General features: G+C 41.1%; 15 protein-coding genes. 3 read left to right on the top strand and 12 right to left on the bottom strand.

The features are described from left to right. Positions 1-360 precede the first annotated feature (360 nt). On the top strand, positions 361-588 hold the full coding sequence (locus T344_RS0100550; protein ID WP_004629640.1) for an HPr family phosphocarrier protein: 228 nt from the start codon (positions 361-363) through the stop codon (positions 586-588). A gap of 120 nt (positions 589-708) precedes the next feature. On the opposite strand, the gene rnr is transcribed toward T344_RS0100550, so the two are convergent. From rnr to T344_RS30150, 9 genes are all read right to left on the bottom strand, one after another. Further along, positions 709-3,099: a ribonuclease R gene (gene rnr / locus T344_RS0100545; protein WP_027627097.1), complete on the bottom strand. Its 2,391-nt coding sequence runs from the start codon at positions 3,097-3,099 to the stop codon at positions 709-711. 201 nt (positions 3,100-3,300) lie between these two features. Further along, positions 3,301-4,785 (bottom strand): hypothetical protein, encoded by a 1,485-nt coding sequence (locus tag T344_RS27280; protein ID WP_051571501.1) that lies wholly within the window; start codon positions 4,783-4,785, stop codon positions 3,301-3,303. A 152-nt stretch (positions 4,786-4,937) separates the two neighbouring features. Beyond that, positions 4,938-6,353 carry a sensor histidine kinase gene (locus T344_RS0100535; protein WP_027627096.1) on the bottom strand — a complete coding sequence of 472 codons (1,416 nt, stop codon included), beginning with the start codon at positions 6,351-6,353 and terminating at the stop codon, positions 4,938-4,940. A gap of 1 nt (position 6,354) precedes the next feature. Beyond that, positions 6,355-7,050 carry a response regulator transcription factor gene (locus tag T344_RS0100530; RefSeq protein WP_027627095.1) on the bottom strand — a complete coding sequence of 232 codons (696 nt, stop codon included), beginning with the start codon at positions 7,048-7,050 and terminating at the stop codon, positions 6,355-6,357. A 128-nt stretch (positions 7,051-7,178) separates the two neighbouring features. Then, positions 7,179-8,183 carry a polysaccharide deacetylase family protein gene (locus tag T344_RS0100525; RefSeq protein WP_027627094.1) on the bottom strand — a complete coding sequence of 335 codons (1,005 nt, stop codon included), beginning with the start codon at positions 8,181-8,183 and terminating at the stop codon, positions 7,179-7,181. Positions 8,184-8,269: 86 nt separating this feature from the next. Further along, on the bottom strand, positions 8,270-8,788 hold the full coding sequence (locus T344_RS0100520) for an HDIG domain-containing metalloprotein (RefSeq protein WP_027627093.1): 519 nt from the start codon (positions 8,786-8,788) through the stop codon (positions 8,270-8,272). A 114-nt stretch (positions 8,789-8,902) separates the two neighbouring features. Continuing rightward, entirely contained in the window at positions 8,903-9,151 is a 249-nt protein-coding gene (gene secG / locus T344_RS0100515; protein WP_027627092.1) for a preprotein translocase subunit SecG, read from the bottom strand. A 74-nt stretch (positions 9,152-9,225) separates the two neighbouring features. Continuing rightward, entirely contained in the window at positions 9,226-10,524 is a 1,299-nt protein-coding gene (gene eno, locus T344_RS0100510; RefSeq protein ID WP_027627091.1) for a phosphopyruvate hydratase, read from the bottom strand. A gap of 600 nt (positions 10,525-11,124) precedes the next feature. Beyond that, positions 11,125-11,289, bottom strand: a complete 165-nt coding sequence (locus T344_RS30150; protein WP_004630089.1) for an aspartyl-phosphate phosphatase Spo0E family protein — start codon at positions 11,287-11,289, stop codon at positions 11,125-11,127. Between the two features lie 214 nt (positions 11,290-11,503). Here T344_RS30150 and T344_RS0100495 point away from each other — a divergent pair, with 214 nt between their 5' ends. Then, positions 11,504-11,857, top strand: coding sequence for a helix-turn-helix domain-containing protein (locus tag T344_RS0100495; protein WP_027627090.1), 354 nt, complete (start codon positions 11,504-11,506; stop codon positions 11,855-11,857). Positions 11,858-11,897: 40 nt separating this feature from the next. Here T344_RS0100495 and T344_RS0100490 read toward each other — a convergent pair whose 3' ends face one another. Then, positions 11,898-12,098 carry a hypothetical protein gene (locus tag T344_RS0100490; protein ID WP_027627089.1) on the bottom strand — a complete coding sequence of 67 codons (201 nt, stop codon included), beginning with the start codon at positions 12,096-12,098 and terminating at the stop codon, positions 11,898-11,900. Next, positions 12,049-13,119 (bottom strand): hypothetical protein, encoded by a 1,071-nt coding sequence (locus T344_RS0100485; protein WP_027627088.1) that lies wholly within the window; start codon positions 13,117-13,119, stop codon positions 12,049-12,051. The genes T344_RS0100490 and T344_RS0100485 overlap by 50 nt, the downstream gene beginning before the upstream one ends. Positions 13,120-13,357: 238 nt before the next feature. Between T344_RS0100485 and T344_RS0100480 the strand changes: the two genes are divergently transcribed. Continuing rightward, positions 13,358-14,563: an Ig-like domain-containing protein gene (locus tag T344_RS0100480; RefSeq protein WP_027627087.1), complete on the top strand. Its 1,206-nt coding sequence runs from the start codon at positions 13,358-13,360 to the stop codon at positions 14,561-14,563. Positions 14,564-14,682: 119 nt separating this feature from the next. Here the strand turns inward: T344_RS0100480 and T344_RS0100475 are convergent, their stop codons facing one another. Then, positions 14,683-15,510 (bottom strand): MBL fold metallo-hydrolase, encoded by an 828-nt coding sequence (locus T344_RS0100475; protein WP_027627086.1) that lies wholly within the window; start codon positions 15,508-15,510, stop codon positions 14,683-14,685. Positions 15,511-15,601: the final 91 nt, after the last annotated feature.

The raw sequence follows: 15,601 nt of genomic DNA, 5'->3' as shown, positions 1-15,601 counted from the left end.
GCAATTTATGGCAATTGGTTTTAACCGTGCATCCCTATTTTATGAAGTTGTCCTCGCGTTACCAGTCGATTACAATTAAATCCAGCCATAAAGCAAAACAAAATTTTAATAGCACAACACGTTAATAACTCTCAAAGCCCTGAAACAACTGATATTATTGAATGAAAACAGCAATGAAAGTTTGTAAAATATGCACAACAACCCCTAAAACACCTGGGACACACGGGCTTTGAGGATTTTAACCCATAAATGGTACAAGGTGCATGAACATCTCGATTGACTAAAATATAAAAAGAAGATAATATTAAAGTATAAATTTAGCAGTTTTGATTTTTACCTTTTAAAGGAGGATGGGATAATATGAAAGCATTTGACATTTCTTTAAAATCAATTAATGATGTAAAAGATTTCGTTAATATTGTTAACAAGTATGATTTTGATGTTGATTTGTCATCAGGCCGCTACATTGTTGATGCAAAGTCAATAATGGGCATCTTCAGCCTTGATTTGAGCAAACCGATCAGAGTAGAAATTCAAATTGATGATTGCGGAAACTTCTGCGAAGAAATCAAACGTTTTGTAGTTTAATTTCGGGCAGCCGCCGCTGTTGATTCGATTTCAGGCGTGTATGCGCTTAAATAAGGAGCTGAGCAAAACCAATTTTATAAAGTTGGCTTTGTTCAGCTCCTTTTTGAATTAGCCTATTTCTTATTTCTTCTTTCTTTTGCCCTTGCCGTTAATTTTATCGTATACCTTCTTGTCTATGACCTTGCCTTTTTTATTCGGTTTCTTTTCAGCGGCCTTTTTGCTCGATCTGGGTTCTGCTCCAGGAGCCCTTTCCCTGTTGGTTATCACTTTTCCCCTGGCTCCTGTGTTTTTTCCTTTGCCGGCTTTTGCCTTATTTGACCTGCTGAAGATAAAATCATCTTCGGCCTTTTCATCAAGGACTGGAAAATCCTCATCCTCTTCCCCTCTGTCGGCAAGCATAAATTCGATTTTTCTTGTGGAAAGATCGGCCCTGGCCAGTATAACGCTCACAGTATCACCGATTCTGTACGTTTTGTGCGTACGTTCACCTACCAGTGAATACCGCCTTTCATCATAGTTATAGTAGTCATCCTCCATGCTGCTCATTCTCACAAGTCCTTCTATGGTATTGTCCAGCTCTATAAACATACCGAAGGAAGTTACATTGGCAATGATACCTTTGAATACCTCTCCCTCATGAGCCTTCATATATTCAACCTTCTTAAGGTCTTCACTCTCTCTTTCGGCCTCGTCGGCAGCTCTTTCCCGTTCGGAGCACTGCTTTGCTATTTCGGGCAGTATTCCCTCCAGCTGGCCTATCCTCTGTTCGGTCATTTCACCTTTCAGATACTGCTTCATAATCCTGTGTATTATCAGATCAGGGTATCTTCTGATAGGTGAAGTGAAATGACAGTAGTATTTGGCTGCCAGACCGAAATGCCCCACGCTTTCACTGCTGTACTTTGCCTTCTGAAGGGATCGGAGCATGACGGTACTGATAATTCTCTCATGCTGCGTGCCTTTGACCTTCGCCAGCAGGTCCTGCAATGCCCTTGGATGTATTTTATTGATTCCCTTGATGCTATAGCCCAAATTATAGATAAATTCGTTGAGGGCCGTAATTTTCTCCTCATCGGGGTCCTCGTGGATTCTATATACAAAAGGTGTATTGGTCCAGAAGAAATGCTCGGCCACCGTTTCATTGCATACCAGCATGAACTCCTCAATAATCTGGTTTGCTATGGTTATTTCATACCTTTTAACCTCAACGGGTTTTCCCTTTTCATCCAGAATCACTTTGGCCTCATCAAACTCAAAATCTATGGCACCCCTCTGGAACCTTTTCTTTCTCAGCAGCAGGGCAAGTTCATGCATTATGCGGAAATCCGGCACAACATGACTATACCGTTCCATCAGCTCCTCGTCATGCTCTTCAAGAATTTTATATACATTGGTGTAGGTCATTCTTTCGTCTATATTTATTACACTTTCAAATATCTCATGATTGTAAGCCTTGCCGGTTTTATCAATATCCATCATGACGGTAAAACTCAATCTGTCAACCCGGGGATTCAAGCTGCATATGCCATTGGACAGCTGCCGAGGCAGCATCGGGATGACCCTGTCGACGAGATAGACACTGGTTCCCCTGTTCAGCGCCTCCATATCAAGAGGAGAGTTTTCAGTCACGTAATTCGTAACATCGGCAATGTGCACGCCAAGGCGATAGTTCCCGTTTGGAAGCTTTTCCACCGATACGGCATCATCCAGGTCCTTTGCATCCTCTCCGTCAATTGTAACCATTCTGAGGCCCCTCAGATCCCTCCTGCCCTTGATCATATCCTCAGTGACGGTATCGCCGGCCTTTTCAGCCTGGGCCATTACATCGGGAGGAAACTCCTCTTCCAGGTTATAGGACTTTATAATGGATAATATATCGGTACCCGGCTGGTTCACATCCCCGATTATTTCGATTACCCTGCCTTCGGCATTTCTCCTGGCCTCGGGATACTTTAATATCTCAACCACAACCTTCTGGCCTTTTTTTGCTCCGTTGAATTCCCCCTTTGAGATAAAAATGTCCCCGGATATCCTCTTGTTGTCAGGGATGACAAAACCAAAGCTGAGGCTCTTTTCAAAGGTTCCCACAAGGGTGGTATTCGCCCTTTTGACTATCCTTACTATCTCCCCTTCCATCCTTCTGTCCGAGGAGCTCTTCCTGTTTACCCTCGCAACGGCCTTGTCCCCGTGCATGGCACCATTGAGGCCGTCGGCGGGTATAAATATATCCTCCAGCATTTCATCGTCCGGAATCAGAAAGGCATATCCCCTTTCATGCCCTTGAATTCTTCCGGCAGCCAGGTTCAGCCTTGCCGGAACACCATATCTGTTGGCATGGGTTTTAAAAATTCTTCCTTCCTCCTCCAGTTCGTTCAACACCTGACTGAAGAGTTCAATATCCTCGGCAGGTACGTCAAGTACCATTGCCAGCTCCTGAAACAGCAGCGGCTTATACGCCGATTCCCTCATAAATGCCACAATCCGCTCTTTTCTTTCTTCCGTCCTTGTCATAAATCTTCTACCTTTCAGTTCCTTATTTAATATTACAGGGCCAGCCGGAGTTTTTCCGCCTGTTTATTTAATGTAAATTTTCAAATCATCTGTTCAGATGTTTTCATAAATGATAAATATATTATACCTGCATTTTCAGGCAATAATGCATCTTTAATGCCATATATACACATCATATGCAGAATATGCAGAATATGCAGATCATCGGCCGGAATAACCGCTTGAGTTGTCGGCGGTAAATATCTTTCCTACAAAATTATCCCATATATCGGCGTATCTGCCTATGGACCATTCGGCCATTACAATGGTTTCACCTTTTGCCAGCTGAATTTTCAGCAGCTGTTTGCCGATATTGCTGCTGTTCTTTATAGTATAGAGACTCAGGCTGTTTCCGTCGACGAGAACGGCAATATCCTTGTTGGGCGACATAAATGCATCGGAGGTCCAGGGAAGCTTTGACTTTATATCATTCCACTGGATATTCATTTCATCATAGTGGATCAGCCTTGAAGGAACCATAAGTTTAAGATCAAAGTCCTGGTACTCTTTTTCATAAGGCTGCTGGAAATACAGCCTGCTCTTCAATATCCAGTGCCCGTTGCGTCTTGCAAGGGTGAAGTTCATTTCGTCAACCTTTTTAATGGCCTTATCCGCAGCCTCTCCTTTCAGAGACGTGATAAAATTATTGGCGGCTTGTTCATACACATTCCCGGCATATTCATTATTGATTTCCGGAAACAGAGCAGCCTTGCCCTCTTTCAGGGTTTCAACCGGGTAAACCCTGTATTCCTCCCCATCTCCGGTGCCGATGTAGTCGTTTCCCAAAAAGGTTATCCTTGTTTCAGGGCTTATTTTCAGTATATTTCCTTTAAGCCTGTCCATTATGCTTCTATCTGGAATATCCCTTTCGATAAACGGTTCTGCATAAATTGCGTCAATATTATTTTCGTTTATCACCCCCACCTGCCAGAAACCCTTTGCCCTGGGCAGCAGCAGTTGTTTAGCCCCACTGACGGTCTTAACCTCTCTGTTCTTGGAGTATATCCACAAGGTTCTGTAAGAATTATCCTCTGCCCGTATTCCAATAAGTATGCCGGATCTCAATAAGGGGTCTTCTTCATATTGACCGTTGCTTACATTCTGTCCCACATTTCCCAGACTTTTTTCCTTCAGTTTGGCATCCACCTTGTCGGAGGTCTTGCTTAAGGCCAGAAAACCGTTGTCGATGTATACATATGCCGTTTTTTCATCGGTCAGGATGATTTCATAAAACAACTGGTTGTCCGACGAAACATTGACAACCGATATATCCTGTTTTCCCAAACCAAGTTTGTTTCCATCAATCCTATACTTGCTTTGTATAAAGGAATCGGCTGTTGTCCTTATGACCCTGTAACGAGGCTTTACACAGGTATCGGTTCCCACCGCGCCCAGTTCGCTGTCGAATATGGCCCATTGATCCAGATATTTATTTTTTATACTCTCGATATTGATCTTGGTATCCTTGTTCTCAGGTATGGCCGATATGAACCTGTCTATTTTCCATGTTCCCTGGACTGCCATCCTGTCATATTGAGGGGGATTTATGGTTTCCTCAATGTCAAACTCAATGCTTGTACAGCCGGCAGTTGAAAAGCAAAGGACCAGCACCAATATTGCCCATAATAGTCTGTAATTTGGTTTCATTTTTCTCCTCATAAAAAAACTTCATAAAACAATACACATTTATTCACACACTGCACACATATTTATACATACACTTTTATATACACTAGTAGTCTGTAACATCTAAATTCATATATTGCCGACGGTTAAATTTCTCCAGAACTGCGTTTCTATTAGCAGGGTATTTTTACCGTTACCACCGTTCCCTCCCCCTGCCGGCTTTCAATGGTCAGTTCCCCATTGTGCAGCCGGATTATTTCATCACAGATGGAAAGACCCAACCCCGTCTGTGATTTACTGTTTTTTCCCTTATAGAACTTCTCTTTGACAAAAGGAAGCTCTTCACTGCTTATACCGCAGCCGTCATCCTCAACCTTGAATACCACCTGTCCCTGGTCATGGAAAGCCCTGAGAGACACATTCCCTCCCGGTTGTGTAAACTTGAAGGCATTCCCAAGCAGGTTCAGCAGGACCTGTTTCAGCTTGTTCCGGTCCAGATCGGTTTCAGGAATTTCTTCACAAACGGCGGTGAAATTTATATTTTCCTTTTTCGCTCTGGTTATCATGTGTTTTCTTATATAGTCAATCAGCTGGGAAACATCTGTTTCCTGCCTGTCCAGCTCAACCTTTCCAGATACGAACCTGGCAAAGTCCAGGAGCTCCTCCACCATGTTTGTGAGCCTGTCGCTTTCCTTGACAATAATGTTCAAGCCGTCCTGGATTATTTCCCTGTCGGTAAACTCATCGTCAATTATTGTGTTGGCCCATCCCTTGATAGAGGTCAATGGTGTCCTTAGTTCATGGGATACCATGGATATAAAATCATTTTTTATCCGCTCCCTGTTCTGAACCTCGGTAACCATATAATTCAGGGTATCCGACAGAACACCTATTTCGTCGTTCCTTCCCTTTTTGATTCTTATATCCAGATTCCCCTTGGCCATCATACCGGCTGCAGAGGTGATATCCCTCAAAGGGTGGACTATGCTGTGTGCCAGGATAACACTGATTATTATTGTTACAAGCACCACCACAACACCTATTATTATGAATATACCCGATATGTTGAATATGATCCTGTCAATGTCGGACAGTGAAGTTACAAACCTTATTACCCCCACCTGTTCACCGTCTGCTTTCAACGGATAGGCTACGGCCATAATGTGCTCTTTTCTGCCTCCGCCCTGGATATACCCGGTCCAAACACCCTTCTCTCCCTGTACTGCATCTTTAAAATCGGCAGTCTGGACCTTTTGTTCACTCCCCGTTCCTTCCGAGTCCAGCAAAACAATGCCGTCCTTCTGAATAATCTGAACCTGCGCATTGGTCTGTCTCCAAAAAACATCGGTGTTATCAATTATGTTTATTTCCAGGGATACATTTGAAAAGTATTGCGCATAGAAATCTGCGGCCGTACGGACCTGATTGGTCAATATGCTCTCCACATTCCCGTAAAAGTAAAAACGTGTAAAGTATATCAGCAGCCCCTCAAAAGCCAGCACACTTATCAAAATAATTATTATGAAATTCCCCACCAGCCGGGCTCTAATGCTTTTTTGAACCGGTTTATTGTTTTTGTCCCCAGTCATGTCATTGTTCCTTTCTCCATCTGTAGCCCGTACCCCAGACTGTCTCTATATACATAGCTGCGGAATTTTTATCTTCTATTTTGCTTCTGAGCCTTCTAATATTCACATCCACTATTTTTGTGTCCCCTATAAAATCATAACCCCAGATCTTGTCCAGCAGCTCGTCCCTTGTAAATGCCTTGTTCTGGTTTTCAAGAAATAATTTTAACAGGAGATATTCCTTGGGTGTAAGCATTATTTCAGTTCCATCCTTGAAAACCCTCTGTGAGTAGACATCTATCCTGAAAGCTCCGCTGTTCACAGTCTCAGCCCTGTCATTGGCTTTGTTCCCGCCAAGCCTTCTTAGCAGGGATTTCGCCCTGAGAATAAGTTCTGTTGTATTAAAGGGTTTCAGCACATAGTCGTCGGCACCGAATTCCAGACCCTTTATCCTGTCAATGTCCTGCCCTCTTGCAGTGAGCATTATAATACCCATGTCGGGAAATTCTTTTCTCAATACTTCACATACCTGAAAGCCGTCCATACCCGGAAGCATCACATCCAGCAAGACTACGCTGGGCCTTTCCTGTCTGGCTTTGTCTATGCCTTCCTCACCCGAACCTGCTTCTATAACTACGAAATCATTTTTTCTGAAGTTTATTTTAAGAAAGCCTCTGATACTCTCTTCATCCTCAACAATCAACACTTTGTTTTCCATAAATGCTTCTCCTCAAAAAATCTCTATCCCCTTTATTATACCTCATTTGAATTTTTACCAATAGCCAAGAAAATTTGGAACAATAAAAAACTCCTTTCAATTTTGCTTGAAAGAAGTTTTTATCCGATTTATTTCTTATTGTTTCCTGCATAATAAGTGGAGCACTCAAAATATTCCTTTCCGTTCTCAAGTGAAATATCCCGTGCCTGATAAAGCTGGCTTATGGTAACCAGCTGATATCCCCTGGCCCTGAGCTCGCTGATTACCACTTTGGCGGCATCCGCAGTTGACTTATATATATCGTGCATTAATATAATGTCACCGTCTTTAACCGTGTTCAAAGTCCTATGTACTATTTTCTCCTTGTCTCTGCTCTTCCAGTCCAGTGTATCAACCGACCACAATATCAAAGGAGAACCTGCACATGTTTTGACATTCTCATTTACACTTCCATATGTGGGGCGTGTCAGGAATGGTGCTTTTCCTGTAATAGCTTCCAAAATATCCGATGTTTTTTTTATTTCACTTTGGATTTCCGGCTTTTTCAGCCTGGTCAGCTCCCTGTGGGAATATGTGTGGTTCCCTATCTCATTGCCGTTTTTAACAATGGTATTTATAGTACTCTTATATTTTTCAGCCCTGCTGCCCAGGACAAAGAAGGTTGCCCGGGCATCATTTTTTTTCAGTGCTTCGACAATTTCAGCGGTATATTTGGGGTGCGGGCCATCGTCAAAGGTCAGCGCTACCATTGGCTTGCCCGGATCGGCCATACCGCTGGCAGGGATGTCTTTTCGCCCGCTGCCAGCTTTTATTTTATTGCTATCTTTTATTTTGTCACTATCTTTTACATTGTTATTAACTTTTGAATTATTGCCACCTGTTAGTTTCTTGTCATCTATTATTTTGCTGTCATCTGTTGTTTTATTGTCATTTGCTATTTTGTCGGGTTCTACCGCATACTGCCTGTCTGCCGGTGCATTTTCCATTGCAGCTTCCTTTAGTGTACCAGTGCCGTCCTGTGCAGCAGCATACGCCGATACGCTTTTTTCGCCGGCGCCATAGCCGCTTGTATAGCCCACTGTAATAATCATCAGAATTAATAATACCAACGAAATTTGAATAATCTTTTTCATTTGTCCACCCTTTTTTCATAAAGAACTTATAATCAGATTCTATTAGTTACTATGCTCCAAAGGGTTACAAATTAACAAAAAAAAAGTTACGGTTCAGTAACTTTTTCAAAAGCTTTCAGGGCCAGTTCTACGAATTCCTGCTCGGCTATGCCGAGCTCTTCAAATTTATCAGGGTGAAGCTCCCCTGACCTGATTTGCTGCAAAACAGCTTCGACCGTGGTCTCGGGCGCTATAGGCTTATGCCGGGAGCAGTAATTGATTATGTAATCCGCAACATAGTCCGAAAGGTATAATGCTTTGTCCATTTTTCTTTTTCTAGGGATATTATTCCTGTCATTGTGTGCCCTGACAGAATACACAACAGCTTCGTCAACATCCAGATTCTCCAGGATTTCAGCTCCGGTAATCCCGTGTAGTCCGGGCCGGTCAAGTGTCTTTTCGTAATCGATATCGTGCAGTAAACCAGTCAACCCCCACAGAGCTGTATCGGCATTGAAATATCCTGCAAGCTCCTCCATTATTGCTTCAACAACCAGTGATCTGAATAAAATATGCCTGTCAAAAAGTCGTAATTTTAATTCTTCGAATGCTTGAGCCCTGTTCAAATGATGACCTCCTTAAATACTGCTCATGGAATTCAGCTAATGCTCAGTCAGGAATACAGTATAACAAAAAGCCCAGTGCACGTGGTACGCCTGGGCTTATTTCCGTTTCTTAAATTATATTGATTTGATCAGCATGAAGAGAGCAACTGAAGTAATAAGGAATGCTATAGCGGCAAAAGCAGTATATTTGCCCAGTATTGCATCAATAGTACGTCCCTTGTTCTTTCCAAAGAAGGTTTCAGCTCCACCTGCTATCGAACCTGACAAACCAGCTTGCTTTCCAGATTGAAGTAATACAATAACAATTATCGAGATAGCAAAAATGATGTGAAGTATATTGACAATCCATTTTGCAATTTCCAATTAAAACACCTCCTAAAATAGACAAGTAACATTCTAGCATATTCAAATGGAAAAAGCAATAAAAAAGGGGCAAGTTATTTAAAAAGGTTGAACCAGGCTTTGAGCCCCGGATATTCCGCAACTTCATCCAATTCTTCTTCTATTCTCAAAAGCTGGTTATATTTTGCAACCCTGTCGGTTCTTGAAGGAGCACCGGTTTTTATCTGCCCTGAATTTGTCGCAACGGCTATATCAGCTATTGTAGCATCCTCGGTTTCTCCCGACCTGTGTGAGGTTACTGCCGTATAACCCGCTCTGTTTGCCATTTGTATGGCATCAAGGGTCTCGGTCAGGGTTCCTATCTGGTTGACCTTTATGAGTATTGAGTTTGCAACGCCCAATTTTATACCCTTTTCAAGTCTTCTGGTGTTTGTTACAAACAGGTCGTCTCCAACCAGCTGGATTTTCTTTCCCAGCTTATCGGTAAGCAGCTTCCAGCCCTCCCAGTCCTCCTCCGAAACACCGTCCTCAAGAGAGATTATAGGATACCTGTCGCACAGATCCGACCAGTATTGAACCATTTCTTCCTTGGTTTTTCTTATGTTGGTCTTCCAGAAGAAATAGGTCCCGTCCTCCTGATACATTTCTGTAGCGGCTGCATCTATAGCTATCCGGAAATCGTCTCCGGGCTTGTAGCCTGCTTTTACAACAGCCTCCAATATGACCTGTATGGCCTGTTCATCCGTTTCCAGATTCGGTGCAAAGCCGCCCTCATCACCAACTGCAGTACTCAAGCCCTTGCTTTGCAGTACCTTCTTCAGGTTGTGGAACACTTCGGCGCACATTCTCAAAGCCTCCTTGAAGCATTCGGCACCCACAGGCATTATCATGAATTCCTGTATATTAACGCTGTTGTCGGCATGTTTTCCGCCGTTTATAATATTCATCATGGGGACAGGCAATGTTTTGGCATTGACACCGCCTATATATTGGTACAGGCCCAGACCCAATGCCTCAGCAGCTGCTTTGGCAACCGCAAGTGATACTCCCAGGATGGCGTTTGCTCCCAGCCTTTCTTTGTTTGGAGTTCCATCCAGCTCAATCATCAACTTATCTATGGCAACCTGATCGAATACATTCATTCCTTCAACTTCAGAGGCAATTACGCTGTTTACGTTTTCTACGGCAGTTTCCACACCTTTGCCCATGTACCTTTCGCTGTTTCCATCCCTTAGTTCTATGGCTTCAAAGGCACCTGTAGACGCTCCTGAAGGTACCGAAGCCCGTCCGATATAGCCGCCTTCCGCAATAACTTCAACCTCAACAGTGGGATTTCCTCTGGAATCAATGATTTCTCTGGCAAAAACGCTTTCAATAGGTATATATTGTTTCATACAACTTCTCCCTTCAAGGTAAATTCTTCGTATTTAGAATAACATTGCAACATTACCGTTGTAAATATTTCCCTCATAAATCTTTATTTAGCACTTTGTTCATACCAATAATTATTATGTGTTAATTTCTAAATATCATTCAAAGCAGGTAATAATTGTACAAGTTAATTTATTATTTACCCGCAAACGGAATATTTAAACAAAAATTTGGATATGCCTGTCAATTAATTGCCCCCGGACAGAAACAGTCCCGGGAAAGTGCAAAAATCCTGCTGCACCTTCCCGGGACTATCCCCACTATTCCTTAAGCCTTTTACGGCTGCCCCAAAATATCACCAACCCCCCAAGGTGACAGGCGGAATCCCGGACCTTCAAATCCGCTATATTTGGGGTAATACTTTCAAAAGGGTTCAGATTCACTCCGGTTTTGCGAATATCCTGGCTTCGCTATCCGGCATGAAGGGTTTTAGAACCAATACAAATGATTTTCAATAACATACTGCATTCCTTGACAGCATTAATCCTAACTGTGGTATCATGTTTCCGGCGTTTCTTGGTGTAACAAAAGTAATTTAATTTCTCCTGACTATTTTGCAGATATTAATGGTATAATTCCTTGACCCACTGAACAATCAATTCGTCAAGCCTGTTATTGATAGCCCGGAGCTCAGGCTCATCATTTATCCCCTTCTTATCAATATAATCATGCAATTTTTCTCTAAGCTCCTGAATTTCATCATTAAGCTTTTTATTTACTTTTGTCATCAGCTTCCTCCACAATATAATTCTTTTATATCCCCATGATATACTTACCATATTTTATCATAAATTACATTATATGTATAAAAAGAAACTTTTTTCACAATTAAATATATTTTAACGTATATTTCGTTCAAATTCAACAAAAACTTAGAATATTTTGTTCGTTTTACGTAAAATAAAAATCCCAGATGTTATATTAGTTATCAGGAGGCATGATATGGGATTCGGTGACAGATTAAAAGAGTTAAGAGAAGAAAAAGGTATTACACAAAAGGAACTTGGCAGAATTATAAATATTTCCGACAGAGTTATCGGTTACTATGAAGCTAACAACAGGTTCCCCAAAGATGAATATGTTCTTAAAAAGCTGGCAGATTTTTTTGATGTGTCTATTGATTATCTTGTTGATCGTACCTCAAATCGCAAATCTCTGGACGGGTTCATTGCCGAATCGGCCTCGGCTTACGGTATATATCTGAATGATTTGCCCGAAGAGGCAATAAAACGCATTAAAGAATATGTTGATTTGATGAGGTTAAAATACAATAAAGGTAATAAGGTTGAAAAATAAAGCTCCCGGTTAATCTGGGAGCTTTAAAATTTATATATCGTCATATCATTTGCATGGAATCATTTATATACTGCTTCAGCTGTATCTCATATTCACTTATCAACTGTTTCCTTCTGTTCTCAAACTCAGTATGATCCTGTATATAATCCGTACCCTCGGGAACAAAGTTTATTCCGGTATATTCCATATCATTAGTCTTTTGGGGCAATAGATGTATTAGTTTCCCCATAGTTTTGTTCATACTTTCTCATCCCTTCACTAAATACTTTCCTTTCTTTGCTTTTCTTTAGTATATCAAATTTCTTGACTATTACTTTAAATAATTCATCCTGATAGTAGTTCACTGTCAGTATATGTATATATGCCATAAATGGCTTAACGAAATCCCTGATTTCATCCATGGTCCTTCCGATTTGCACGTCGTCAGCCATCTCTATCTGCAGCAGAGATATGATTCCCTGATTTTCGCAGAATACCGGTATGGCAATATATTGGGTCATTTTTTCATTGCTGTTTTTTCCGTATACACACTCCTTTTTGATCTCAGCGGTATTGGTTAAAATAAAAATATTATTCTGGTTATTGTTAAATATTCTCACCTGAAAATAGCTCTGGTCCCTCCCCAGGTAAAAATGCCTGTCAAATACGCTGGGAGATATCTGATTTGCATTGCCGTAACTGATCATCTTTATATATTCTAACCCGGATCTTTTCTCTTTAAACTTCTGCATAAGTGAAACCTGATGTGTTTCCTTGTCCGTTGAAATTTTTATGGCATCATATATGTTATGGCATACAAGCGCAGCAATATCCTGGTAGCTGAGATTGCTGAAATCTGATTTTGTTGGGATTGAGCTTGATTTTACAGATATACTGCTTGTAATGTCATATAACTTTCTGCCTATCGTCTGGTTTATGACCGTTTCCCGGTTGACTATTTCCCTGATGCATTTTGTTGATTGCACCTGGTATTTCTGGTAGCTGTCGATTAAAAGTACCAGCCAGTTATAAACCACAATAAACACGAACGTTACCAGTATATGCACCTTATCCTGATAAAATTCCAATTGATTCAATTTAAAAGTATGGAAATCTGAGAGCTGCATCTCGAATGCAAATACAACTGTAAACAAAAAATTGATTAAGGTTCTTGCAAACGGGGATTTTAAAATGTTATAAAACCTGTTGATAAGCCTGCCGAATTTCTTGTAGTTCCGTGAAACTTTCTTAAAAAACATAACAGTCTTTACTGGTTTTTTCATTTTTTATGCCTCCCTCAAGTTGTATGTAAATATATTCTATATAAGTAATATTATACCTCCTACAGGGAAATAAATTATACCTTATTTAAGGAGCTTTGGCAATATGCTACTGTTACTATTTTTACTGAATTTAATCATTGGATTTTATATGAAGTTTTTTGGATAATAGTGTCTATTCGTGCAGAATTATGATATAATTTACAAAGTTAGATTATTTTTTTTAGGGAGGCAATTTCTTATGTACGCAGTAAAAACAAACAAACTTTTTAAGTTATTGGCATTGATGTTGTTATTGGCAATTTTAGTTCTTCCGGCCGGAATAGTGGCAAATACAGCTCAGGCAGCTGCCAAGCCGTCAGTTGAAGCAAAAATGACAATCGGAACGGGAAGTATTGTAGGAAGCTTTGATTTTTATTCCAAAGAAGAAGGAAAGTACTCTTTAAGTGTATCAGATCCTGTAAAGAACGCAACTTACAGCTTTACTTCCAGCAACACAAAAGTACTTACAGTCAAGGCAAGCGGTACAGTAGCATATTTGACCGGTGTAAAAGCCGGAACTGCAACAATTACGGTTAATCAAAAGTTAAGCGGCAAAACAACCAAGGTAGGAACCTGCGCTGTAACTGTAAAAAATTCCGTAATACACCAGGATTTCGTACCTGAGCTGCCTTTAGGTTCAAGTGTGGCCAGCGAGCCGTTGGAATTTGAATACCGTAATAATGACGCAGCTTATACATATACTTCAAATAGTAAAAACTTTTCTATGAGTGAAACTATTAAGAAGTTTGACGGCATGAATTTCATATCACAGAGTTTTACTGCAAAAGCACCAGGAACATACACCATTACAGTTAAGGAAACCTATAATAAGATCACCAGAACAGTGGGAACCATAAAGTACACTGTAAAAAAGGCCACAGTATCTGCTGAGGGTTCGGTGGATCTAGGCGGCGATGTATGGGCATTCGAACTTTTAAACAATTACAGAACAGACGTGCCTTACTATTTTACTTCTGATGATAAAAAGGTTCTTGATATAGTTTCCGATAAAAATTACATTTCTTTAAAAGGTTTGGCAGAAGGAACCACAACCTTGAAGATATATGAAAATGCTAAAGCTGCTGATGAAAGCAAACTTATCGGAAAGTGCAAAATAACAGTTAAAAAAGTAAAATTGACTGATCTTTATATTGATTTTGATGAGACTGAAGCTTACGTTGGCGGAGATCCCATTGAATTTTCGGTAGAGAAAGAGCCGTATAACGCTTTTGATGAAATTACAGTCACTTCTTCCAATCCAAACGTGGCTAAGGTCAGCGAACTTGATGAAGAAGGTTTCGGCACCGTTTCACCTGTAAGTGCAGGAACAACTACAATCACCATAACCTGCGGTGACATTACCAAAACACAGGACATCACTGTATCAGAAGAAGATGAGTATTAATACTTGATTTAAATTTATTAAAAAAATAATGGGGCTGCTGCAACACCCCATTATTTTTTATGCTTTATTTAATTTTCCGGCCAGACAGGCTGCACCTGGAAGTCCGGCTTTATTGTTTATTAAAACATCAGAGACATTCCGTCGTAAGCAGTAAGAAACCCATTTCCTGCAGCATGGGCCGAAATCTCAGCATGAGTTTTGTTGCCGTTGTGGGAGAAATGGTTGATTACAAATCTGGTATTCCCGTCGGCACACCCGTCATGCAGAAATCTTCTTTTTACCTCCAGCGCGTTTGGGAAACCCATATGCCCTCTTTCATTGTAATCCAGGACAAAAGTACAGTCCAGGCTCACGGCATCAAATCTCATCCCCCTGATGTAAACCCAGGTTTCCCTGGGAAATATGCCGGTATCATGGGCATATAACAGACGTTTGCCGTCATTTTCAACAATGTAGATATAACAGTTTTCATTCTTCATATGGTCGGCAGGCAAAGCTGTAACTGTGTGATCCCCCGCCTTGAAAGGCTTATAAGCTTCTACCTCAACAGGTGTTATATAATCTTCAATTTCGGGTATCCCGCTTAGTTTCATAGTTTCCTTCAACATACCGGTAACGGCAGCACTGCCGTACACATGCAGGTTTTGTACAGAGCCGCCGTGGGCATAGGGAGGAGCCTTTAAAATTAAATCCAGGGGATAGAAATGATCCTCATGTGTGTGGGTTATTAGAATATCCTGAATTGACGGCAGATCTACCGAAAATTTTAAAGCATGATAAAATGTATCGGGCGGCATGTCAATAATTAATCTGTCATCTACCAAACTCTGGGAGCGGGTACGTATATCCCTTCCCCCCAGCTTACGTGCCTTTTCACAGGCTTCACACCTGCAAAACAGTGCAGGCCAGCCCTCAGAAGCAGCTGTTCCGAGATACTGAATCTTCATAACTGTATCACCTCCTGATTCCGATATTTGATTATCTATTTACATGATTATACGGTTATCTAACTTGGAATAAAATTGTAACATGGAACAG

Origin of the sequence: Ruminiclostridium cellobioparum DSM 1351 = ATCC 15832 (assembly GCF_000621505.1) — a bacterium.
GTDB classification, from domain to species: domain Bacteria; phylum Bacillota; class Clostridia; order Acetivibrionales; family DSM-1351; genus Ruminiclostridium; species Ruminiclostridium cellobioparum.
The sequence above is the reverse complement of the archived record's forward strand: the minus strand, read 5'-3'. Positions and strand labels throughout refer to the sequence as shown.